Genomic DNA, 21,674 nt, shown 5'->3' with positions numbered 1-21,674 from the left:
AGGCACGGCGAAGATCGCCGTGCCCCTACGGCGCCGGTGCCAATCGGTTGCATTCGGCGCGTGCCCCGCGGAAATTGACGGGTGGGAAGGACTGTCATGTCGACGTATAGCGATGCCTCCGGCATAATTGCACCTTTGCCAAAGGTGCGCAGGGCAACAGGTTTTGGCGCGGTCGCTCCGGCTTTCGCCTTCGTCGGCATCTTTTTCATCGCGCCGGTTGCAATACTTCTGTTGCGGAGCGTACTGGAACCGGTGCCTGGCCTCGGCAATTATGCGCAACTGATCGGATCTGCGACCTATCTGAAGATTTTCGCCAATACCTTCATTGTCTCGGGTTTCGTCACGGCAATATCGCTGCTGATCGGATTTCCCGTCGCCTGGGCGCTGGCGATCATGCCCGGTCGGCTGACGTCGGTTATCTTTGCGATCCTGCTCTTGTCGATGTGGACCAATCTGCTGGCCCGCACCTATGCCTGGATGGTTCTGCTGCAGCGGACCGGGCTGATCAACAAGATGCTGATGGGAATGGGCCTGATCGACCAGCCGCTCGCACTCGTCAACAATCTCACAGGCGTCACGATCGGCATGACCTACATCATGCTGCCCTTCATCATTCTGCCGCTCTATGGTGTGATCAAGAAAATCGACCCGTCGACCCTGCAGGCGGCAGCCCTTTGCGGCGCCAACCGCTGGCAGTGCCTGACCCGGGTTCTCCTGCCCTTGGCGATGCCCGGCATGGCGGCCGGCGCCCTCATGGTTTTCGTCATGTCGCTCGGTTATTTCGTTACGCCATCGCTTCTCGGGGGTACCGCCAACATGATGCTCGCGGAGCTGATCGCGCAGTTCGTGCAGTCGCTGGTCAATTGGGGAATGGGTGGCGCCGCAGCGCTGGTGCTCCTGGTGGTGACGCTGTCGCTTTATGCCGTGCAGCTGCGTTTCTTCGGCAGTCAGAACCCGGGAGGACGTTGATATGCTCCTCAATTTCGACCGTCTCGGCTGGTGGAAATACGTCCTGCTTGCGATCACGCTTCTGACTGCAGCCTTTCTGCTGCTGCCGATCGTCTTTATCGCGGCGCTGTCCTTCGGCTCATCGCAATGGTTGATCTTTCCGCCGCCGGGCTGGACATTTCAATGGTATAGCGAGCTCTTCGCCGACCCGCGATGGCTGGAATCGGCTTTGACGAGCTTCAAGATCGCGGTCATCGTGACGGTTCTGTCGGTGCTGCTCGGGCTGGTGACGTCCTTCGGGCTGGTGCGCGGTTCGTTCATGTTCCGCGATGCGCTGAAGGCGCTGTTCCTCACGCCGATGATCCTTCCGGTCGTCGTTCTTGCAGTGGCGCTTTACGCCTTCTTTTTGAGGATCGGCCTTGGCGGGACTCTGGCGGGTTTTGTCATTTCCCACCTCGTGCTGGCGCTGCCCTTCTCGATCCTGTCGATATCGAGCGCGCTGGAGGGTTTCGACAAGTCGATCGAGGACGCAGCCGTGCTGTGTGGCGCCTCGCCTTTGGAAGCGAAGATCAGGGTCACCCTTCCGGCGATCAGCCATGGGCTGTTTTCGGCCGCCGTCTTTTCGTTCCTGACCTCCTGGGACGAGGTGGTGGTGGCGATCTTCATGTCGAGCCCCACCCTGCAGACGCTGCCGGTAAAGGTGTGGGCGACGCTGCGGCAGGACCTGACGCCCGTTGTCGCCGCCGCATCGACCCTTCTCATCCTTTTGACGATCATCTTGATGGCGCTGGTTGCCCTCGTGCGTAAGGTACTGAAACAATGAACGATGCATTCCTTCAGATCCGCGGAATACGCAAGGAATACGGCCCGGTCGTCGCCGTCCACGACGTCAATCTCGATGTCCGGCGCGGTGAATTCCTGACGTTCCTCGGTCCGTCCGGATCCGGCAAGAGCACGACGCTCTACATCCTGGCCGGCTTTGAAAACCCGACCAAAGGCGACATTACGCTCGAGGGCAAGACGCTGCTCGCCACGCCTTCGCACAAGCGCAATATCGGCATGGTGTTCCAGCGCTACACCCTGTTTCCGCATCTGACGGTCGGTGAAAACATTGCCTTTCCGCTGAAGGTCCGGCGCAAGTCGAAGGCCGAGATCGACTTGAAGGTGAAGGAGATGCTGCGCCTCGTCCGGCTCGAAGGCTTCGAGGATCGCAAGCCGGCGCAGATGTCAGGCGGTCAGCAGCAGCGTGTCGCCCTTGCCAGGGCGCTTGCCTATGATCCGCCGTTGCTGCTGATGGACGAGCCGCTGTCGGCGCTCGACAAGAAGCTGCGTGAGGAGATCCAGCACGAGATCCGCCGCATCCACCAGCAGACGGAAGTGACGATCCTTTATGTCACGCACGATCAGGAAGAGGCGCTGCGGCTCTCCGACCGCATTGCCGTCTTTTCCAAGGGCGTCATCGATCAGATCGGGACTGGCCCTGAACTTTATGCCAATCCCAAGACGCGCTTCGTTGCCGAATTCATCGGCGACAGCGACTTCATTTCCTGCGACCTGGTGTCCTCCTCCGATGGACAAGCCACCATTGCGCTCGGCGGCGGAACCATCTTCAATCAGATTCCGGTGCATGGAAAAGGGGCGTCCGGCGCAAGGGCGGCGCTGATGCTGAGGCCGGAGCGCATCCGGCTGTCGCGCGCAAGAGCCGCCGGAGCAGGTCTTGCCGCGACTGTCAGCGACATTACCTTTCTCGGCAACAATATCCACGTCTCCACGGAGACGGCGACGGGCGAGGCGCTTTCGGTTCGCTTGCCGTTCGGCCATGAGGCTATTGCCGGGCTCAATCGTGGAGATATAGTCCATCTCGATTTCGATCCCGGCGCCGCTCACGTGTTCTGCTGAAAGTTGTCCCATGAAGCTCAATGATCCCTCGCTGTTCCGTCAGGCATGCCCCATCGCCGATCGCTGGATAGAGGCGGAAGGCCGCGCGTCGGCCATGGTCCGCAATCCGGCGACAGGTGAGGTGCTGGGTGCGGTGCCTGATTTCGGTGCGACCGAAACGGAAGAAGCCATCGCCGCCGCCGTTCTCGCCCAGAAGCTTTGGGCGAAGAAGACCGCCGGTGAGCGCGCGACTGTGCTCAAGACGTGGCATCGCCTGATGATCGAGAACCGTGACGATCTGGCGATGATCCTGACACTGGAGCAGGGAAAACCCTTGGCCGAAGCCAAGGGGGAAATCACCTATGGTGCGAGTTTCATCGAATGGTTCGCCGAGGAGGCACGGCGCATCAACGGCGAAATCGTACCGGGACATCAGCCGGACAAGCGTATCCTCGTGCTGCGCCAGCCGGCCGGCGTGGTGGCGGCGATCACGCCCTGGAATTTTCCGAACGCGATGATCACGCGCAAGATCGGCCCGGCGCTTGCCGCCGGCTGCGCTGTCGTTCTCAAGCCGGCGCTGCAGACGCCGTTCTCCGCAATCGCGATCGCCGTTCTCGCAGAGCGCGCCGGCCTGCCGTCCGGCCTCCTCAACATTGTCACGGGCGATGCGGCTGCAATCGGCGGGGCGATGACCGCAAGCCGCGACGTCCGGGTCCTGACATTCACCGGCTCCACCCGGACGGGCGAACTGCTTTACCGGCAATGCGCGCCGACGATCAAGAAACTCGGTCTCGAGCTCGGCGGCAATGCGCCCTTCATCGTCTTCGACGATGCCGATCTCGACGCTGCGGTCGAAGGCGCGATCATCGCCAAATTCCGCAACAACGGTCAGACCTGCGTCTGCGCCAACCGGCTTTATGTCCAGGACGGCGTCTACGAGGCATTTGCCGCCAAGCTCGCCGAAGCTGTTTCGAAGTTGAAGGTCGGCAATGGTCTGGAGCGTGACGTCGTGCTTGGCCCGCTCATCGACGACAACGCCGTTGCCAAGGTCGAAAGCCACATTCAGGATGCCGTTGCAAAGGGTGCCGGGATCGTAACGGGAGGCAAACGCCACGCGCTTGGCGGCCATTTCTTCGAGCCCACCATTCTGCGTGATGTTGCTGCCGGCATGCAGGTGGCGCGTGAAGAAACCTTTGGACCTCTTGCCCCGCTTTTCCGGTTTCGCGACGAGCAGGACGTCATCGAGCAGGCAAATGACACCGAGTTCGGCCTTGCCTCCTATTTTTACGCACGCGATCTATCGCGGGTCTTCCGCGTGGCCGAAGCGCTCGAATATGGAATGGTCGGGGTCAACACCGGTCTTGTCTCCACCGCCGAGGCGCCATTCGGCGGCGTCAAGATGTCAGGTCTCGGCCGCGAAGGCTCCAGGCACGGATTGGACGAATATACCGAGCTCAAATATGTATGCCTGGGCGGCATTGCCTGATCCTCAACATATGCGTTCCAGCGCCACCCGCCTTTCAGGCGAGACGCTGTAGCGCTTATGCAGGGGCAATCAAAGATCGGCATGCCTCTCGTCAGCATTGCCATGTACCTGACATCCCGGCCGCTCGCGGAAGCGACGGCCGAACTCTGGTCGTTTCTCCGGCGCTACCTCCTGCATGCCGGCCTCATGGGGTTGCCTGAAACGCTCGACCAGTCGGTTGCCTATGACGAAGCCTGGCTGAGGCCGGATCTGCTTCTGTCGCAGACATGCGGCTATCCTTTTGCCACGAGCCTGCGCGGCCGGGTGCGGCTGGTGGCCACGCCCGTCTATAGCCATCCCGGCTGCGATGGGCCGCTGATGCGCAGCTTCATCATCGTCCGGAAGAATTCTTCCCTTCGCGTGCTGGAGGATCTGCGCGGCACGACAGCTGCGATCAACAGCCCTGTCAGCAACTCCGGCAGCAATCTCTTTCGCGCCGCCGTCGCTCCGCTTGCGCGCAACGGCCGTTTCTTTGGGCGGATCATCGAAACAGGCAGCCACGGCGGCAGCATTGCCGCCGTTATCGAAGGCAGGGCGGAAGGCGCGGCCATCGATTGTATCACTCTTGAGAATATGTGCCGTTTCGATCCCGCCATGGTCGAGGACATCCGGATCATCGCCGAAACACCCAAGGCTCCCGGTCTGCCGTTCATCACATCAGGCGACGCATCGAGCCAAACAATCCTCCTCCTCCGAGGTGCGTTGCATGCCGCCATCAGGGAGCCGTCCTTGGCGGCCACGCGCGCCAAGCTCGGACTCGTTGATATCGCGCTGCTCTCCGAAGCGGATTACGAGCCGCTCATCTCATTGGCCGGCGATGCATTGCCGCCATTGAGGGCCTGAAGAGGCTGAGGGACGTCAGAGCGCCGGGTTTGCTTCCGTTTCAGCGAGGCGGTGGGCAATGCGATCGGCGTTCGCCATAATCGTCATTGTGATGTATTTCGAGGAAAGATCGGGGAGAATTGAGCCGTCGACGACGTGAAGACCCGGATGGAGGTTCAATTCGCCGTCCGCAGAGGTACCGAACGGTCCGGTTGCGCCCATCGGCAGGGTGCCGGCAAAATGCGCATCGACCCCCGGTTCCGCCAGCGATGCGCCCGGAAGCGGAATGAGCCCCAACCGTTGCCACTCGCGGCGAAGCCTTCTTTTCAGATCCCTGGCGCGGATATCGAAGCCGTCTGCAAAACCGCCCCGAACGGTCATGCCTTTTCCTGCTGCTGCATCGCGATGGATGTAGCTCCGGCTTTGGTCGCCAGGATAATAGATCGTCGCAACCAGCAGGCTGCCGGCGATCGTTTCGAAGGCAGCCCGCCCAGCCTTTCTGCCAAGCGGCATCCTGTTGACGAAGCTCTGCGCCGGCAGCGAGCCGACTTCATAGATCGCACCCGTCACATAATCGGATGCGCGCTCGCCGTAACGCAGCGACAATCCGAGTTGCGCCAGGCTGTGGGTCGCCGTCGCCGAGCGCAGCAACCTTGCCGGAGAAAGCAAAGGAATGGCGAGTGTCGGACTGTTCAAAAGGCGCAGTCCTTCACCGCCGATCGGCAGGAGGTCCGCCAGCAGCGCGGCGGTTCCAAGCACGCCTGCGGCGAGAATGATCCTCGGCGCAGAGAATGACGATCCGTCGGCCGTTCCGATCGTCCAGCCCGCGTTGGACGTCAGAGATATGGCCCGCACGTTGTCGAGCAACCGAAAATGCGGCGACTTCTGCAATGCAAGCAGATCCTGACGGCTGTTATAGATCGCGCCGCTCGGGCAGCCATAGAGACAGTCGCCGCGCAGGTCGCACGCCGCCCGCCCGGGTCTCGGCTCCGAAAGGATGGCGTTGACGGCGGGAAAAAGCCGAAACGAGCCATCCGCCGGCTTTGCGGCCTTGTGCCGATGAAGGACATGGGCGGCTGCAGCGCCAAGCGGCAGGACGGATCCGCTGTCGGCGCCTTCGGTCAGATCGGCGTTCGTGCTGATCCCGACGCGTTGCGATACACGTTCGTAGGATCTCTGCAGCAGGTCGATATCGATAGGCCAAGCCGCGATGTCCTCGGCATCGAGGTAGCTGATTTGCGCTCCCCATATATTGGAGAGACCGCCGCGGACGAGGCTGGCGACCGGCGTGAATCCATCGCCGGTAATCCCTGACTCGCGCCGGAACCGTTCAAGAATCCTGCGGGCCACCGGAGTCTGCAGTTTCGGTGAACTGCCATCGTCGGCGCGGAGCGACTCCAGATCGTTTCCCAGCACACGCGCGCTGCGGCTTTCTTCCTCCGATCCAGCATCATTGCCGGCATCCAGCATCAGGACGCGGCGCCCAGCCGCTATCAATGGAAACGCAGCGGAGACGCCTGCCGGGCCGCTGCCGACGATGATGAAGTCGGCGTCGGGCGTCTTCATCGATATCGTCCCGCCAAAAGTGCGCGGAGCGGGAACAGCAGGACATCGCTTGCGATGGCCAGCATGGCGCCGATAAGTCCCGTCTTTTTGGCCAAATGTCTTTCCGGCTCGCTCGCGAGATCTGCGAGATAGAGGGCGCGCGCCAAGCGATGCTGCGTGCGATTGGCCGGTGGCTCGAAGAGGGCGAGCAGGCACGGACGCCGGATCAGCATTGGGGAGAGGCCGAGCGGCGACAGCCCTTCGCGCCGAAGCCCTTCGCCGAGCCGCTGTAATTGCGCCTCCGTCGGCGTGATGCCGAGATATTGCAGCAGAGCCTTCGCCTCACCGTGCAATTCTTCCTGGTCTGTTTCGGCAAACTCCCGCGTCAACACCGTCATCGGATCGGCCGGATTCAAGTCGAGCAACCTGAGGCTTTCCGCGCTCTCCATCGGTGCTGCGCCCGCGAGTCCGAGGACGCGCTCCGGATCGACAGTCGGGATCAACGGCACAAGCTTGGTCATCCGGCAGGCAAAGAGAGCGAAGCCCAGGGGGATCGGTATGAAATGAAGCTTGCTCTTGCCCTGGCTGCGGCGAAGAATGCTGAGCCAGGCGGCGAAGCTGATCGGTTTTTCCTGCGCAAGCACGAATGTCTGCGGCTGCAGGTCCTCCCGGGTCGCCAGCGCCAAAAGGCCTGCAGCAACTTCGTCGAGATGAATCGGCTGGACCTTTCGGCTGAGCCCTATCATCGGCAGGAGCGGACTCAAGGCCGCCAGCTTCGCCATCAGGCCATACATCGCGACCCGTGGGCCGCCGTAGACAAGCCCGATGCGCGCGATGCGAACGATAGGTGCTGCAGAGCTGGCGGCCAGGTGCTGTTCGATCCTGAACTTGGTGCGTCCGTAAACGTTGAGCGCTTCCCCTCGGGAAGAGGTGGAGGAGGAAAAGACGAAGTGCGGCACGCCGGCCGCTCTTGCCGCTTCGGCCAGTTTGACGGTGCTTGAGATATTGATGTTGTTTTCTTCAGCTGCCTCCGGCCCGGTCGCCCAAGAATGCGCGAGATGGATGACTGCGGCTGCCCCCTCGAGATCCGATGCTACGGGCTCGTCGCCGATGCGCCATTTCGCTCCAGAGCGCCGGCCGAATTCCACCACGTCGAAGCCGCGCTCCCGCGCGGTCGCCGCAAGTCTTGCACCGATGTAGCCGGTCGATCCCGTGATGATGAGACGCGGTGCCATCAACACCCTCTATTGTGCAAAGGCGATGCGCGCGCCGCTCCGGTCGAAACGAAACTCTATCTCCTTGAGCTGCGACAGCGCTTGGCGGACTTTTGCCTGGCGGTCTTTCGGGCAATAGAGGACGAGGAAGCCCCCTCCGCCGGCACCCGCGAGCTTGCCGCCGATCGCGCCGGCCGCGCGGGCCGCATCGTAAAACTCGTCGATCGCGCTGTTGGTGATCTGCGATGTCAGCGAGCGCTTCATCATCCATCCGCGGTGCAGCGCTTCGCCGAAGACGCCGAGATCGCCGCTCATCAGGATGTCGCGCATTTCGTAGGCCAGTTGCACCATGCGCTCGACGGTCCGGAACTTGTCCTCGTCCGTCTCCATCGCCTTCACCTGGGTCGACAGCACAGAGCGCGTATCGCGCTGGCTTCCGGTAAAAAACAGGAGGATATTGCTCTCGAGCTCAGCCATCTTTTCAGCGGTGAGGACGACGGGCTGCACGTTCACGCCGCCATTGGAATTGAATTCGATGAAGTTTAGGCCGCCATGGGCGGCTGCGTACTGGTCCTGTTTGCCGATCGGCTCCTTCAGGATATCGATTTCGAGCTTGCAGGCTTCTTCCGCCAACTGATCCTTGGAGGCGAAGCGCGACCTGTGGGCATAAAGCGCGTTAATCAGCGCCACGGAAAAGGAGCTGGATGATCCGAGACCGGTGCCGGAGGGAATGTCGGCGACGGAGGCGACTTCGATGCCGGGCTCGACCCGGTGCATGCGCAAGGCCTCGCGCAGTAGCGGATGGGCAATATCCTCAAGCGTGTCGGCAAGCTCGGTTCGCGTATATTTGAGATGATATTTGTTTTCATTGAAGTAGTTATGCACGATCACGAAGCTGTACTTGGCAATCGCGCAGGACAATACCGCGCCCGCCTGACGACGGTAATAGGACGCGATGTCCGAGCCGCCGCCGGCGAAGCTGACGCGAAAAGGTGCGGATGAAACGATCAAAGGAGTGCCTCCTCGAGATTGATGACGATATCGGCCGATGTCCGCTGCAGATCGATCCTCGGCCACTCTTCCTGAATTCGCGACGTCCAGAGCTCTTCAGCCGCCGCTGGCGTTAGGCCTTTCCAGGCGTAAAACTTGTGAAAGCGATCCAGCAACGCCTGCTGTGAGGCTTCGACGAAGACAGTCATATCGACATCCTCGCGGATCGACACGTGGCCGGCAAAGATGCCGTCGAGAAGGATTACGTCGGCACCACGCGCATCGTAGAGGGTCGGAGATGCATGCTGGCCACGGCTTGCCGCGTGGTAACCCGGTGCCTCGACCTGTCCGGACTGACGCAGCTTTCTGACGATCTCGGGATAATCCTCCACCCTGTTGCGTTCTTCCGCATTCATATCGGGCCGGCGATGCTCGAGCGGCAGTATCCAGCGGTCGAGTTCCAGCCGCAGCACGCTGCGCCCGGCTTCCGAGAGAAGACGTTGTACGGCATGCGCGGACGTGCTCTTGCCCGAGCGGGAACGACCGCATATGCCTACGAGCAGCGGGCCCGCCGCATTGGAAAGCCGCTCATCAATCGCGTTGAAGAGAGCTTGCCCAATGTCGTGGTAGCTGCATTGAAAGCGAACAGCATCATAGACCGTGTCGAAGACCAGGTCGGCGTGGGGGATTCCCGTTTCTGCGGCAGGATAGCTCCTATCGTCCCGCAGGCCGTAACCGGTCCGGACGCCATAGGCCCAGATACCGGCTTTGCGGCCTGCACCGATATCGCGCAGGCTATCGCCAATGATGGCGGATCTCGCCTTTTCGATCGGCAGTTCCGCCATAGCTTGGCGGATCATGAGGTCTCCGGGCTTGCGGCAAGCGCAATCGATCTTGAGTTCGGGCACCTCGTTGGGGAACCCTTTGTCCGGATGATGCGGACAAAAGTAGATGCGATCCAGCACGCCGCCGTCTTCGGCCAGCTCGGCCTCCAGACGACCGAGAACATGATCCAGGCCGGCTTCGTCGAGCAGGCCTTTGGCGACCTGCGGCCTGTTAGTCACCGCGACCGTGAGGAAGCCTGCCTCGCGGGCGAGCCGTACCGCTTGGCCGGCGCGGCCGACCAACGTCACCTGGTCGGGATGAATGACGCCATGGCCGCCGACGTCTTCGTTGAGCACGCCGTCGCAATCGAAGAACACCGCGGGTCTTCGGACCGACAAGTGGATTGCATGGACACGGTCCTGCCGAAGGTCCTCGGCCGCTGCGGCATGCCGGCTCGGAGATCCGGTATCCTTCATGTACTCGGGCGTGTCGTAGATAGCGACTGGGATGGAGCGCTCGAGAAGATCGGGAATGACATCGTGGATCATGTCGGCCTGGTGACCCGGCAGGAGGGTCTCGAAAAACTGACCGGAAGCCACGTACAAGCCGGCCGGCACGAGATTGCGCCAATCCGCATCGCGGGGCGCCTTGCGAGCCAAGAGGCGCGTGAGATAGCCGTTCTTCTGAACGACGATGTCGGATGTGCGCGGATGATCGTTGGGATGGGCGATGATCGTCAGGGCGGCTGGAAATTGCTGACGATGCCGCGCCAGCGCCGAAAGATCGAGATCGAAAAGCATGTCGCCATAGACGATCAGGACATCGTCGGCGACCGTGTCCAAAGTCGTCAGGCAGCCGGCCGTGCCGAGCGGTGACGTCTCCACGAAGACCTCGATCGTAATGCCGAGCCTTTCCGCTTCCGGGCCGAGGGCAGGCTCGAGCTGGCTGCCGAGGTGGCCGCCGAGCACGCGCACATGCCGAACGCCTTCGCGGGCGAGGACGCGGATCTGCCTCAGAATGATCGGCACGCCGTCAATAGGCAGGAGGGCTTTCGGAATGGCATCGCCCGTCATGCTGCGCGCGCGCGTTCCAAGGCCTCCGGCAATAATGATTGCCTCGCGGATGGCGGCGTCAGAACCCATTCGTCAGAATCCGCTCCACGGCGAGTTCAACCGCTTCCGTCGACTTTCGCTTCGGCGACCAGCCCAGCGCTATAAGTTTGCTGATGTCGTAGCTGAAGCGCGGAACGTCGCCCAGCCAGCCGCGATCCTCGCTTCCATATTCGATAGCGGCTCCGGCTGCGACCTTCGAGACCACGATCTCGGCAATATCCCGGACGGAGGTTTCGCCGATGCCGCTGGCATGAAACACTTCATAGGCGCCTGGCGCCTTGTCCCATGCAAGGAGAATCGCATCCACCAGATCGCCGACATAGAGATAGGGCTTCGTCTGCCTTCCGTTACCGAGCACCTGAAGTCTCGTTGGATCAGCCTTCAATCGGTTGATGAAGTCGTAGATTGCCCCGTGCGTTGAGCGCTCCCCAACCACATTGGGAAAGCGCAGCACGAGCGTCTTGATGCCGAATGACAGAGCGTAGACGGACAGATAGGCCTCTGCAGCAAGCTTGCTGGCGCCATAGAACGAGATTGGCTGGAGGGGGCCGTGGTTCTCGTGAATATTGCCCTCGGCTTCGCCGAATACCGCGGAGGTGCTGGCGAAGAAAAGTCTGCCGACATCATGCTTGCGCATGAGGGCAAGCAGCGTCGTCGTCGTCAGCTGGTTCAGCTGGAGATCCAGTTCCGTATTGGTATTGCCTGCGGCAATATCGGAATTGGCGGCGAGATGAAAAACCGCATCAGGACGGTCCTCCTCAAAGAGGTGGTCCATACCTTCCCGATCGAGCATATCCAGCTTCTGGAAGCGAAAATCCGCCCGGCCCTGCAGATGATCTATATTGCGCATCCGGCCAAGATGAAGATTGTCGATTGCCGTTACCCGATAACCCGAGTCCAAGAGACGATCGCAGAGATGGCTGCCGATAAATCCGGCCCCTCCCGTTACCAAGGCATGCATGTCGGCAGCTCCATATGATCTGTTAAGGCTCGTCAGAGCGCTTTGATCTTTCCCGAATGAGGACGCGAAAGGACGAATACACCACCGGCCAAGCCGACCACAAGCTGCAACAGGCCAAAAGCCACCGACAACGTTGCGGCGTCGGTCGTGCCGATGGCGAACACAGAAAGTGAAATGATCATGCCGCCTTCCCGCAAGCCCCATCCTCCAACTGAAATGGGGACCATGGCGATCAGCAATACGGGCGGGAAAGCGGCTGCGGCCTGGCCCCAGTTGAGCGGGAGACCAAGGCCGAGAACGAGGATCTCAAGCGAGACGACGCCCAGGCCGTGAATGACCAGGGTCAACAGAAATATTCCGAGCATTCTGCGGTGGGTGAGAAAAGCCCGCAGCGCCTCGTTCAGCGCGTGCAGTTTTTCCGGAAGAAACCGAACGAAGAGATGGCGACGCCAGATGAACACCAGGGCCGATGCGATGGTTCCCGCGACGCCGAGGGCCGTGAGTTCGGTGAGATAAGGGATTGGGAAATCGTGACCGTAAGAAACGCGCATGATGATCAGGCCGATCAACGCAACGACCGCCAACCCGAACAGGGTGAGGATCCGGTCCATGACAACGCCGAGCGTGGCTTCCTGGATTGTCAAACCATATTTGAGGGCGCCGAATATGCGTGCGGCATCGCCTGGAATGGGACTTGGAAGAGCCTGATTGTAAAAGAGGCTTTGCATGAAGAGATTCATGGCGCCTGATATTTTCAGCCTCCGTCCGATCATCTCCGAAAGAAGGCACCACCGCCAGGCCGAAAGCAGGGCCTGGAAGAGAAGGAGAAAGATACTGACTGCGATGGTCGTCGGCGACAGAGTTTGGATCGCTGCCCAGCCTTCTGCAAAATCGACTCTGAGCGCGATCCAGAGGACGAGGCCGAACGCGACCACCACTTTAAGAACAGGGATTCCGATGCGAAGCAATGCGCGGGAGGATGGTGTCGTCACGTTTCGCGATCCGCATCAAAACGGTAGAGCTTCCAGCCGAACCGATCCGTCAAGATCAGTGATGAGCGGGGCATCATGTGGGCTATAACGCTGTTGGCCATCCCGATTTTGTCCGCTCCAATGCGCTCGGCGAGGAACGCACTGTCGGCATCCGGGGGAACGATGAAATAGCCGATGCGATTGTCCCTGATGAAGGCATCGATATCCGACCCCGGTGCGGGCAGCACGTAACGGGGCAACTGCCAGCCGCCATCGCGGCCGTCGTTATACGCGGTGGACAGCAAGGTATTGGCGGTATCGAACGGCTGAAATACGGCCCGCAGGTCGTGATCCGCGATATAGCGATACATGAAATAGGCTTCGCGATGACTCTCCATATATTTGTCGACGCTGATCAGCCCAAGGACGACGTCGAGCTCTTTCGCCTTGACGGGATCGATGTCGCTACCGCCCATCTGATGCCAGTGGGAAATCCAGATGCCCCCGGCCAGCAGGCCTATGATCACCGGGCTGGCGATCAAGCATGCCGGCGAAGAGATAATTTTGGCGAAGGGGGCCATCTGCGGCAGCATCCGTCGGTCAAGCCATTGGTCCATTCGTTCGCGAACCAGCGAGGCGCCGATAAACCCGGTCGAAAAGAAAAGCAGATAGGCTGGCGTCGCCCACCTGATGTGGTTGAACATAACGGTGTACCATATCACAAACATCGCAGCGCTAATCGCTACGAGAAAGGCGATGCGCCGGAAAGCCACTGCCAAGCCGGCCAATATCAAAGCGAGAGCGACGAAAGCATTCGGCTTGCTCTTGAGAAACCACTGGTAAAGAATGTGCAGAAAATCGCGCCACCCTTGCAGAGTTGCGAGGTTCGTCACGAAATGCCGGTTGGCGGGATCGAAAGCCCGGCCCAATTCGAGCATGTAATCCGCCATCCAAGCATCGGTCAGGCCTGGATGACCGAACATGAAGGGGTAGATCGGATTGCCGAGGACGATCAGGTTTCTCGCATACCAGTAGCCCGCGACTGCGAGGAATGCGCAGAGGCATGACAGAAAGAGCGGCAGCGAGACCCGTCCCTTGAGAAGCGTCGGCAGCAATGCCAGCCCTATGAGGCCGACCATTTGCAGTTCCGTATATTTTCCTCCGACCGCTCCCCCCAGCACGAGCGCACAATGAAAAAGCTCCGCCGGGCGCCGGGTTTCCAGATAACGCCACAGGAAAAGTACGGCGGCGACCGAGAAACACGACCGGGCCAGATCCGTCATCGGTTCGCCGACACTCCCCCTGAAGAAGGGGATGCTGAGGATCAGAGCGGCCACCAGGAAAAAGCCGCATGCCCGCCAACGGCTGGCGCAGCTTGAAAGCAGAAACAGAAACCCGAAGAAAATCGCGATGTTCATGACGGACGCGCCGGTCCAGTGACCGCTGACCATCATGACGAGCGCAAACAGCAGATTGAAGAAGAGCGGAATATTGCCGTAGAAGGGATGGTCGATCTGCGGCGACACAAAGCCGGCATGATCGATGATACTGTTCGCGAGCGGGATATGGAAAACCCAGACGTCGGCAACGGCTGACGGGAAAAGGGCCAGCACGCTCCACACATAGCAGAGTATGATGCATGTGAGGGCCACAAGCGCCGGAATTGGATTTGCGTTTTTCGATTCAGTTGCGATTCTACGAAACAGCAAACCCAGATCGCAAAGGACGGCGACGAGATCGCGCCGCCGCCAGATCATCGAGGCTGCCACTGTGGGAAGAACGATTTCCCATCTCAATCCATGAAACGCGCCAAGAATAGTGGCCGCGCCACCGGCGATCGCCAGAGCCGGCAGAACACCGCTGAACAGAAAATCGATGCCGTCTCGAAAGGGCTGATCGCAACGTCGGTTGAGCCGCGCAACAATGCCTCTGTCGATCACGAGGCCCCATAATATTATGGAAAGAACCGTGAACCAGCCTAGGATCATGATAGCCCTTTCGTGGCTTTTATCCCGCAAGAGGCGGCGCAGGCTTCTTGACTGGCAGCATAACCCCGAGTGCTCTTATCATGAGCCCTGATATAAAGATCTGGAACGCCGTGATGATAAGCCACAGCCCGAAGACGGCCCAGTTGGTCTCGATGCCGATCTCGGGCAGCACGTAGCCGTTCCCGACATAGGAATCGAAGAGCGGAACCGCCAGCAAAACGCCTGCCAGAACGGCGATAACCGATCCCCATATCGTTGCATTGTAAGGAAGGCGCCGCTCGAGGCGAGGCTGCACATGTCCCGAATAGTCAAAAATCACCCGACCGATCGCTGCCGAAATCAGCATCGATTGACCGAGGACGGCCAGAGCCATCGCAAACAGCATGGCATTCGAGGAGAACCGCACACCTGCTATCGACATAGGTCCGGCGAGCAGCGGCAACATTATGATCAAGCCGAGGGCCAGCAGCAGGAAGCCCGGCCAAATCAAAAAGAAATCGAATCCGTAGACAAACATCGCTTGCAGATTGCGCCAGCCGGCGCGCCAGGGCTCCATCCAGCCTCGGCGCTTCATGTGGCTCAGCCGTCCTTCCGGATCCTTCAGGAAGTGAATCGGCACCTCGGTCGTCGCAAGCTCCATATGCACGGACTTCAGCACCATTTCCGAGGCGTATTCCCACCCTTGCGAACGGAGATCCATGCGAAGCAACGCATCGACACTGATGCCCCGCATGCCGCAATGGATGTCGGAAAAGCGGCTGCCGAACATCCGATTGAGAATCCACGTCGTCAGCGGCGTTCCGAAATAGCGATGCAGCGGCGGCATCGCATTGTCTTCGATCGTGCCCTTGAACCGCGAGCCCATGACGAACTCAGATCCCTTCCGGAAGGCCTCGATGAAGGGTGCGATTTGGCGAAAATCATAGGTGCAGTCCGCATCACCCATAATGATGAACTTGCCGCGGACGAAAGGAATGGCATCGATGTAAGCTCTGCCCAAGCCGCGCTTCGGCGTCCGCAACACGCGCGCGCCCCGCTCACGGGCGATTTCCGGCGTGCGATCGGTCGAACTGTCGACGATGAGGATTTCGACCGCCGCACCACTTGCCGCGATGCCTTGACGGCACCAGTCGACGAAGGTTCCGATCGTCAATTCCTCGTTGAGCGAGGGGACGAGGATGGTTACCTCAGGGTCGGTGACGTCGTCATCGGGTGTAAGAAGCGTCAATTCCGGATCGTGGATATGGGGAAAATTCATTCGCGTAATCAGGCTCTTAGGAAAGGACGGGCGGGACGAGGCCGCAGGAAAAATCCAATATGGCATGACAGATCGCCAGATGCGCGATCTCCACATAGCCATATTGGTCGGAAGCGACGTAGAAGTTCAGATCACCGAGCGCGCGCAACGGATTGCCTGGAGCAAAGCCGCTCAAGGTGATAACGGCGCCACCTTTTTCGCGGGCGGCGCGGACGGCTTTGGTAATGCTTTCCGATCTGCCTGAACTGCTGATGGCGATCAGCAGATCCCCTTCATTCGCATGCATTTCGATCTGCTTTGCGAAGACGTTCTCATAGCCGAGGTCGTTCGAGAGGCATGTCAGCGTAGCGCCGTCGTTCATTGCCATGGCGCGGAGTCCGCCATTTTTGGAATAGTCCGTCGCCATATGGCTGGCAATCGCGGCGCTGCCGCCGTTACCGATGAAGATGATCTTCCGGCCGACATCATGGGTAGCGCGGGCCAGCCGCATGGCCTCACTCATCGCAGCTGCATAATCGAGGCTTTCGTCACCCCGCCGCGACGCGGATGCATTCACGAGAACATGGCGGAGAAATGTAAAGTAGCGATCAAGATCGCCGGCCGTCACGCCAAGGTCCGAAGATATGGTCTGGTCATGTGACATGCTGGTTCAACCCTTACTCCTTGGAAATTGGGGCGTCCTTAAAGACTAAATGATACAAAGGCAAGTTGCACGGCTTTCCTCCGGATGGTTGTTAACGAGTGTCACGGCTTTGCAACTAACGGTCTTCCGTAAAGCATCCGGCCCCGACGTGAGGGTTGCTGCTCGCCTTAGCGCTGCTGAACCCGACCAGTTATTAAGCTACGGAGGCGTGCGTGATGAATATTGACAATATGTGCTACGCTATCCATCATAGACGAAACAAAGGGGTATGCCGATGGCATCGGGTAGCATTCATGTGAAGGTCAGTGGGCAGTTGCAGGATCATATCCAGCAGCAGGTCGGCGATGACGGCCTTTATGAAAATGCCAGCGAGTATATTCGTGCGCTCATTCGCCGCGACTTGCAGACCCGTAATGAGGCCTGGGACATGCTGCAAAGAGAGCTTGCGCCGGCGATGCGGGCTGAAGACAGCGAATTCGTCGCGGTTTCGGCCGAAGACGTCATCCGCCGCAACAAGCGTCAATAAGCCTGATGGCAGTCTATCGATTTTATCCGCGCGCTGACGACGCGCAGGACAAGATTTGGCGCGACACGATTGAGGCGGGGGGAGAGAAGCAGGCGGATGCCTACATTCTCGGGCTGCACGCCTATTTGCAGCGTTTGTGCGAGGATCGGTCGATCTGGCGACAGCTTCCGCAACGTCTGGCAGTTCCGGCAGACATCAAGCGTTCAGCCTATTTCGGTCGTTATGAACATCATTACGTCTTCTTTCGCGAGCTTAAGAACGGCGATCTTGGTGTCATGAGCATTCTTCACGAACGGATGAATCTGCCGGTCCGGCTCAAAGAGGATCTGGCGGCTCTCTCAAACAAACAGCCGTGAGGGCGGGATCTTCGGTCGGTAGGATTGTTCCTCGATGTGGGCTTTAACCCGGACTCAGAACCGGTGTTCCGCTCCCTCCAGCGGGTTTGCCCAGACCGTCATGCCAGGCCTGAAAGGTGTTTCGCCTTCGGCGCGCACGATCATTTCGCCGAGTTCGGGGACATCGAGATAGAGGATTGCGTCGGCGCCGAGCCGTTCCACATGGCGGATTCTGCCTTGCCACTGGCCGGTGCCTTCCGAAAGTCTGACATGTTCCGGGCGGATGCCGTAGGTGGTGCAGTTCATCCGCCGTGCCGTCTCGCCGCCATAGAGGTTCATTTTCGGGCTGCCGATGAAGCCTGCGACGAAGGGTGTGGCGGGATTGCGGTAGAGCTCCATCGGGCTGCCGATCTGCTCGACGGCGCCGCCGTTCAAAACGACGATCTTGTCGGCCATCGTCATCGCCTCGACCTGGTCGTGGGTGACATAGATCATCGTCGAGTTCAGACGGGCGTGGAGTTCCGAGATCTCCAGGCGCATCTGTGCCCTGAGCGAGGCATCGAGATTGGAGAGCGGCTCGTCGAACAGGAAGACCCTGGGATCGCGCACGATCGCTCGGCCAATGGCGACGCGCTGCCTCTGGCCGCCGGAAAGCGCTTTCGGCTTTCTCTGCAGCAGATGAGTGAGCTGCAGCGTTTCGGCTGCCGCCGCGACCTTCTCGGCGATCTCAGCCTTCGGGCGGCGGGCGAGCGAAAGTCCGAAGCCGATATTCTCGGCAACAGTCATATGCGGGTAGAGCGCATAGCTCTGGAACACCATGGCGATGCCTCGCTCGGAAGGTTCCGCATAGGTCACGTCCTTGCCGCCGATGGTCAGCCTACCCGAGGTCGCCTCTTCCAGGCCGGCGATGATGCGCAGCAGCGTCGACTTCCCGCAGCCCGACGGGCCGACGAAGACGACGAACTCGCCGGAGGCAACCTCCAGATCGACGCCCTTGATGACCTCGAGAGCGCCAAAGCTCTTGCGAACCTGTTTGAGAGTGAGCTCAGCCATTCTGCTACCCTTTGACTCCGCCTGACGTCATGCCTGCGACGATCTGGCGGTTGAAGAAAATGAAGACGATCAGCGGCGGGATCGTCACGAGGAGGATGTTCATGAAGAGCAGATTATACTGGCTCGAATACATGCTCTGGAAATTATAGAGCGTCAGCTGCACCGTCACATTCTCCTTGCCCGGCAGGTAGTAGAGCGGATTGGTGAAATCGTTGAAGATCGCGATCGACTGGACGACGATATTGGTCACGGTCACCGGCTTCAGCAGCGGCAGGACCACCCGGAAGAAGATCTGCCGGGGCTTGGCGCCGTCGATCAGCGCCGCCTCGTCGAGATCGCGCGGGATGGTCGAGATGAACGACCGATAGAGCAGGACCGAAAAGGAGAGATTATAGGCAACTTGGATCAGGATCATTCCCGCCATGGTCTTGAAGAGGCCGATGTCCTGCAAAAGGCCGATGGTGGGAACAACGGCCGGCGGCATCATCAGGCCCATGAACAGCGCAGCGAAAGCCACGCGGTTCCACGCCGTCTTACGGCGCTGCATCACATATCCGACCATTGCCGACAGCAGGATCAGGATCGCGACGGAAACGACCGTGATCAGCGTCGAATTGAAATAGGCAAGCATGAGCTGATAGTCGCGCGCCTTGAAGACGGCGACGAGATTGTCCCAGAACAGCCAATGCTCAGGAAGTTCGAAATCGAGCCGGGAAGCCTCCGATTTGGATTTCACCGCCTGCAGGGCGACGAAAACGAAAGGCATGACGAAGACGACGGCCGCGACGGCAAGGGCTATCGCGCCCGTCACATAGGGGCGGGCGCTTCTCATTCCTCGACCTCGCGCCGGTTGAACCACAGGGTGAAGGGCAGGATGATCACGGCAATCAGCGCGAACAGAATGACGTTTCCGGCCGTCGACAGCCCATAAAAACCAGCCTGGTACTGCTTGTAGATGACCGAGGCGATCACATCGGAGGAGAAACCGGGTCCGCCGCGGGTCATGGCCCAGATCAGGTCGAAGGAACGGAGCCCACCGATCAGCGACAAGGTCACCACGATGACCGTGGCGGGACGCACGAGCGGCAGGGTGATGCGGAAAAATTGCTGGAGGCGCGTGGCGCCGTCGATCCTCGCCGCCTCATAATAATCGGGGCTGATCGCAGCGAGACCGGCAATGAAAATCAGGGTGGCGAGGCCGACACCCTTCCAGACATCGACCAGGGCCACCGAAAAAAGCGCGAGCGCCGGATTGGTCAGCCATCCCGGCCCAGGCATTCCAAGCGTCTCGAGCGTAACATTGATGATGCCTTTGGTCGGATGCATCATTACCGTGAAGGTGATGCCGATGCCGATGGTCGAGACCAGCACGGGAAAGAAGACCAGCGTGCGCAGGAAGCCCCGGGCGAAGATATTGCTGGTCAGCAGCACGGCGAGCAGCAGGCCGCAGACCGTCTTTAAGCCGGATGTCGTCACGGCATAGATCAGGGTGTTGACCAGCCCCTTGACCAAGAATGGCTCGGAAAAGAACTGCTGGAAATTTTCAAGCCCGATAAATTGCGCCGTCGAGAGATCCCAACGCGTCAGGCTGTACCAGAGAGACGATATGGTCGGAAAAAGGAACAGCACGCCGTAAATGATGGCGGCGGGAATGAAAAACCACAGCGGGTAGGGCGATTTGCGCGGGTGCGGGCGTGTCTCGGTCATGACTACCTCTTCAGGGGAAACCTCGCCCCGTCAGGAGCGAGGTTAGCTGGCCCGAACGACCGCTACCAGTTGGGCAGGCCGAGCTGCTTGGCCTGTTTGCGCACATCCTCGTCATAGAGCTTCGCTGCCTCGGCGGGCTGGCGAATGCCGGAACCGACTTCGACGGTGATCTGCTCGAGCGCCGGGCCCTTCACCGGCGATACGAATTCCAATGCCGGGGTCGTCTTTCCCTTGGCGTCGAAATAGGGGAGCATGTCCTTTACGGCGGGCGGTACGTCGGCAGGCAGATCGCAGCCGTCGATCAGCGGAGGCCCCTGCACGGTGTTGGTTTCCACCATGATCTTGCAGCCTTCGACGCTGCCGGCGAAATCCACGAATTTCTTCGCTTCTTCTGCGTGCTGGCTAGTCAGGGGAATATAGAGGGCGGGCGGCATCCAGACCGTCAGTCCGTTCGTTGCCGCATCGTCGCTCGGTTGCGCGAAGAAACCGACATCTGCAAGATTCTCGGGATAATTCTGCTTGATGGCGCCAATGGCGAAGCTCAGCATCGGATAATGCGCCGCTTCGCCGGTCGCCACCATTCTGAGGCCGTCGTCATAACTTGCCGCCCCGAAATCCTCGTTCGTCAGGCCGGCGTCGTGAACATCCTTCAGCCGTTCGAAACCTTTTGTGGCGGCGGGCGTCTCCGCATATTTCGCCTTGTTGGCGGTATAGTCGGCGGCGAAGTTCGGCACTGCGGCGTGCAGATTGTAATAGTCGGCCAGAACGAACAGCTGCGATGTCCAGGTATCGCGATAGGTCTGCGCCACGGCGATCTTGCCCGAAGCCTTGACCTTGGCATTGTTGGCCATGAAATCCGCCCATGTCTTCGGAACGGCGAGGCCGAGATCCTGATAGATCTTCCTGTTGTAGAGGATCCCGCCCGCCATGGCCGTGCCGAAAGGAACGCCGTAGAGTTTGCCGCCGGCGCTGACCACAGATTTGAAGCCTTCATCCACCTTCGCCTGCGAGGCGAGACCGCTCAGATCGACAAGTGTCTGCGCCGGCTTCAGCGCCTGTAAGAGAGAGCCGGAATTATAGAGGAACACATCGGACATCTCGCCCGTTGCCAGGCGCGTCTTGATGATGTTGTCACCCTCACCGCCGCCTGCCCGCGGCTCGATTTCGATCGTCACGTCGGGCGCCTTGGTCTGGTAGGCCGCAACCAGTGCTTCGGCTGCCGCGACCGTGTCGGGGTTGTTGTCGATCAGGAAAGACAGCGTGGTTTCTGCATGCGATGGGCTGGCCGCGGCCAAGGCCAGAAGCGCGGATGCGCCGGCAAGAATGAGCTTTATCCGATGTGTCATGACGTTCCTCCTCTGAACGGTGTGACT

Annotated in this window: 20 protein-coding genes; 7 read left to right on the top strand and 13 right to left on the bottom strand. The window is 60.0% G+C overall.

The features are described 5' to 3' along the window. Positions 1-96: 96 nt before the first annotated feature. From B5E41_RS13880 to B5E41_RS13860, 5 genes are all read left to right on the top strand, one after another. Entirely contained in the window at positions 97-969 is an 873-nt protein-coding gene (locus tag B5E41_RS13880; RefSeq protein WP_088394418.1) for an ABC transporter permease, read from the top strand. Between the two features lies 1 nt (position 970). Then, positions 971-1,771, top strand: a complete 801-nt coding sequence (locus tag B5E41_RS13875; RefSeq protein WP_088394416.1) for an ABC transporter permease — start codon at positions 971-973, stop codon at positions 1,769-1,771. Next, a complete protein-coding gene (locus B5E41_RS13870; RefSeq protein WP_088394414.1) occupies positions 1,768-2,847 on the top strand; it encodes an ABC transporter ATP-binding protein in 1,080 nt (359 codons plus the stop codon). The genes B5E41_RS13875 and B5E41_RS13870 overlap by 4 nt, the downstream gene beginning before the upstream one ends. A 10-nt stretch (positions 2,848-2,857) precedes the next feature. Further along, positions 2,858-4,312 carry an NAD-dependent succinate-semialdehyde dehydrogenase gene (locus tag B5E41_RS13865; RefSeq protein ID WP_088394412.1) on the top strand — a complete coding sequence of 485 codons (1,455 nt, stop codon included), beginning with the start codon at positions 2,858-2,860 and terminating at the stop codon, positions 4,310-4,312. Between the two features lie 81 nt (positions 4,313-4,393). Further along, positions 4,394-5,194, top strand: coding sequence for a phosphate/phosphite/phosphonate ABC transporter substrate-binding protein (locus tag B5E41_RS13860; RefSeq protein ID WP_088394746.1), 801 nt, complete (start codon positions 4,394-4,396; stop codon positions 5,192-5,194). Positions 5,195-5,209: 15 nt separating this feature from the next. On the opposite strand, the gene B5E41_RS13855 is transcribed toward B5E41_RS13860, so the two are convergent. Genes B5E41_RS13855 through B5E41_RS13815 form a run of 9 tightly spaced genes read right to left on the bottom strand, consistent with a single transcriptional unit; the run spans position 5,210 to position 16,680 of the window. Further along, on the bottom strand, positions 5,210-6,739 hold the full coding sequence (locus B5E41_RS13855) for an FAD-dependent oxidoreductase (RefSeq protein WP_088394410.1): 1,530 nt from the start codon (positions 6,737-6,739) through the stop codon (positions 5,210-5,212). Next, positions 6,736-7,953 (bottom strand): NAD-dependent epimerase/dehydratase family protein, encoded by a 1,218-nt coding sequence (locus B5E41_RS13850; protein ID WP_088394408.1) that lies wholly within the window; start codon positions 7,951-7,953, stop codon positions 6,736-6,738. The genes B5E41_RS13855 and B5E41_RS13850 overlap by 4 nt, the downstream gene beginning before the upstream one ends. Before the next feature lie 9 nt (positions 7,954-7,962). Next, positions 7,963-8,943 (bottom strand): GHMP family kinase ATP-binding protein, encoded by a 981-nt coding sequence (locus B5E41_RS13845; RefSeq protein ID WP_088394406.1) that lies wholly within the window; start codon positions 8,941-8,943, stop codon positions 7,963-7,965. Further along, a complete protein-coding gene (locus B5E41_RS13840) occupies positions 8,940-10,889 on the bottom strand; it encodes an HAD-IIIA family hydrolase (protein ID WP_088394404.1) in 1,950 nt (649 codons plus the stop codon). Before B5E41_RS13840 ends, B5E41_RS13845 begins: the two co-directional genes overlap by 4 nt. Next, on the bottom strand, positions 10,879-11,820 hold the full coding sequence (locus B5E41_RS13835; protein ID WP_088394402.1) for an NAD-dependent epimerase/dehydratase family protein: 942 nt from the start codon (positions 11,818-11,820) through the stop codon (positions 10,879-10,881). Before B5E41_RS13835 ends, B5E41_RS13840 begins: the two co-directional genes overlap by 11 nt. Before the next feature lie 32 nt (positions 11,821-11,852). After that, positions 11,853-12,755, bottom strand: a complete 903-nt coding sequence (locus tag B5E41_RS13830) for a lysylphosphatidylglycerol synthase transmembrane domain-containing protein (RefSeq protein ID WP_245303095.1) — start codon at positions 12,753-12,755, stop codon at positions 11,853-11,855. Positions 12,756-12,808: 53 nt separating this feature from the next. Continuing rightward, entirely contained in the window at positions 12,809-14,779 is a 1,971-nt protein-coding gene (locus tag B5E41_RS13825) for a hypothetical protein (RefSeq protein ID WP_088394398.1), read from the bottom strand. A gap of 19 nt (positions 14,780-14,798) precedes the next feature. Next, complete coding sequence (locus tag B5E41_RS13820; protein WP_088394396.1) at positions 14,799-16,037, bottom strand: glycosyltransferase family 2 protein; 1,239 nt, start codon at positions 16,035-16,037, stop codon at positions 14,799-14,801. Positions 16,038-16,053: 16 nt separating this feature from the next. Further along, positions 16,054-16,680 (bottom strand): SIS domain-containing protein, encoded by a 627-nt coding sequence (locus tag B5E41_RS13815; RefSeq protein ID WP_088394394.1) that lies wholly within the window; start codon positions 16,678-16,680, stop codon positions 16,054-16,056. Between the two features lie 274 nt (positions 16,681-16,954). On the opposite strand from B5E41_RS13815, the gene B5E41_RS13810 reads away from it, so the two are divergent. Both B5E41_RS13810 and B5E41_RS13805 read left to right on the top strand, forming a co-directional pair. Then, a complete protein-coding gene (locus B5E41_RS13810; protein ID WP_085861332.1) occupies positions 16,955-17,206 on the top strand; it encodes a ribbon-helix-helix domain-containing protein in 252 nt (83 codons plus the stop codon). Positions 17,207-17,211: 5 nt separating this feature from the next. Continuing rightward, the gene (locus tag B5E41_RS13805; protein ID WP_088394392.1) at positions 17,212-17,562 is read left to right on the top strand and encodes a type II toxin-antitoxin system RelE/ParE family toxin; all 351 of its coding nucleotides are present in this window, start codon (positions 17,212-17,214) and stop codon (positions 17,560-17,562) included. Positions 17,563-17,616: 54 nt separating this feature from the next. Here B5E41_RS13805 and B5E41_RS13800 read toward each other — a convergent pair whose 3' ends face one another. From B5E41_RS13800 to B5E41_RS13785, 4 genes are all read right to left on the bottom strand, one after another. Continuing rightward, positions 17,617-18,594 carry an ABC transporter ATP-binding protein gene (locus B5E41_RS13800; RefSeq protein ID WP_088394390.1) on the bottom strand — a complete coding sequence of 326 codons (978 nt, stop codon included), beginning with the start codon at positions 18,592-18,594 and terminating at the stop codon, positions 17,617-17,619. A 4-nt stretch (positions 18,595-18,598) separates the two neighbouring features. Then, positions 18,599-19,426 (bottom strand): carbohydrate ABC transporter permease, encoded by an 828-nt coding sequence (locus B5E41_RS13795; protein ID WP_088394388.1) that lies wholly within the window; start codon positions 19,424-19,426, stop codon positions 18,599-18,601. Further along, positions 19,423-20,301 carry a carbohydrate ABC transporter permease gene (locus B5E41_RS13790; RefSeq protein ID WP_011427665.1) on the bottom strand — a complete coding sequence of 293 codons (879 nt, stop codon included), beginning with the start codon at positions 20,299-20,301 and terminating at the stop codon, positions 19,423-19,425. The genes B5E41_RS13795 and B5E41_RS13790 overlap by 4 nt, the downstream gene beginning before the upstream one ends. Before the next feature lie 62 nt (positions 20,302-20,363). Then, positions 20,364-21,647 carry an ABC transporter substrate-binding protein gene (locus B5E41_RS13785; RefSeq protein WP_064811822.1) on the bottom strand — a complete coding sequence of 428 codons (1,284 nt, stop codon included), beginning with the start codon at positions 21,645-21,647 and terminating at the stop codon, positions 20,364-20,366. Positions 21,648-21,674 lie beyond the last annotated feature (27 nt).

The organism is Rhizobium esperanzae, from assembly GCF_002204185.1.
GTDB lineage: Bacteria > Pseudomonadota > Alphaproteobacteria > Rhizobiales > Rhizobiaceae > Rhizobium > Rhizobium esperanzae.
Note: the sequence above shows the minus strand (reverse complement) of the source record. Positions and strands in the feature narration are given on the sequence as shown.

Excerpts from the sequence above, each read along its gene's own strand:
- B5E41_RS13800 (WP_088394390.1), bottom strand. The coding sequence starts at position 18,594 with ATGGCTGAGCTCACTCTCAAACAGGTTCGCAAGAGCTTTGGCGCTCTC.
- B5E41_RS13835 (WP_088394402.1), bottom strand. The coding sequence starts at position 11,820 with ATGCATGCCTTGGTAACGGGAGGGGCCGGATTTATCGGCAGCCATCTC.
- B5E41_RS13875 (WP_088394416.1), top strand. The coding sequence starts at position 971 with ATGCTCCTCAATTTCGACCGTCTCGGCTGGTGGAAATACGTCCTGCTT.
- B5E41_RS13840 (WP_088394404.1), bottom strand. The coding sequence starts at position 10,889 with ATGGGTTCTGACGCCGCCATCCGCGAGGCAATCATTATTGCCGGAGGC.
- B5E41_RS13815 (WP_088394394.1), bottom strand. The coding sequence starts at position 16,680 with ATGTCACATGACCAGACCATATCTTCGGACCTTGGCGTGACGGCCGGC.
- B5E41_RS13865 (WP_088394412.1), top strand. The coding sequence starts at position 2,858 with ATGAAGCTCAATGATCCCTCGCTGTTCCGTCAGGCATGCCCCATCGCC.
- B5E41_RS13855 (WP_088394410.1), bottom strand. The coding sequence starts at position 6,739 with ATGAAGACGCCCGACGCCGACTTCATCATCGTCGGCAGCGGCCCGGCA.
- B5E41_RS13850 (WP_088394408.1), bottom strand. The coding sequence starts at position 7,953 with ATGGCACCGCGTCTCATCATCACGGGATCGACCGGCTACATCGGTGCA.
- B5E41_RS13810 (WP_085861332.1), top strand. The coding sequence starts at position 16,955 with ATGGCATCGGGTAGCATTCATGTGAAGGTCAGTGGGCAGTTGCAGGAT.
- B5E41_RS13785 (WP_064811822.1), bottom strand. The coding sequence starts at position 21,647 with ATGACACATCGGATAAAGCTCATTCTTGCCGGCGCATCCGCGCTTCTG.
- B5E41_RS13880 (WP_088394418.1), top strand. The coding sequence starts at position 97 with ATGTCGACGTATAGCGATGCCTCCGGCATAATTGCACCTTTGCCAAAG.
- B5E41_RS13825 (WP_088394398.1), bottom strand. The coding sequence starts at position 14,779 with ATGATCCTAGGCTGGTTCACGGTTCTTTCCATAATATTATGGGGCCTC.
- B5E41_RS13795 (WP_088394388.1), bottom strand. The coding sequence starts at position 19,426 with ATGAGAAGCGCCCGCCCCTATGTGACGGGCGCGATAGCCCTTGCCGTC.
- B5E41_RS13820 (WP_088394396.1), bottom strand. The coding sequence starts at position 16,037 with ATGAATTTTCCCCATATCCACGATCCGGAATTGACGCTTCTTACACCC.
- B5E41_RS13860 (WP_088394746.1), top strand. The coding sequence starts at position 4,394 with ATGCCTCTCGTCAGCATTGCCATGTACCTGACATCCCGGCCGCTCGCG.
- B5E41_RS13805 (WP_088394392.1), top strand. The coding sequence starts at position 17,212 with ATGGCAGTCTATCGATTTTATCCGCGCGCTGACGACGCGCAGGACAAG.
- B5E41_RS13790 (WP_011427665.1), bottom strand. The coding sequence starts at position 20,301 with ATGACCGAGACACGCCCGCACCCGCGCAAATCGCCCTACCCGCTGTGG.
- B5E41_RS13870 (WP_088394414.1), top strand. The coding sequence starts at position 1,768 with ATGAACGATGCATTCCTTCAGATCCGCGGAATACGCAAGGAATACGGC.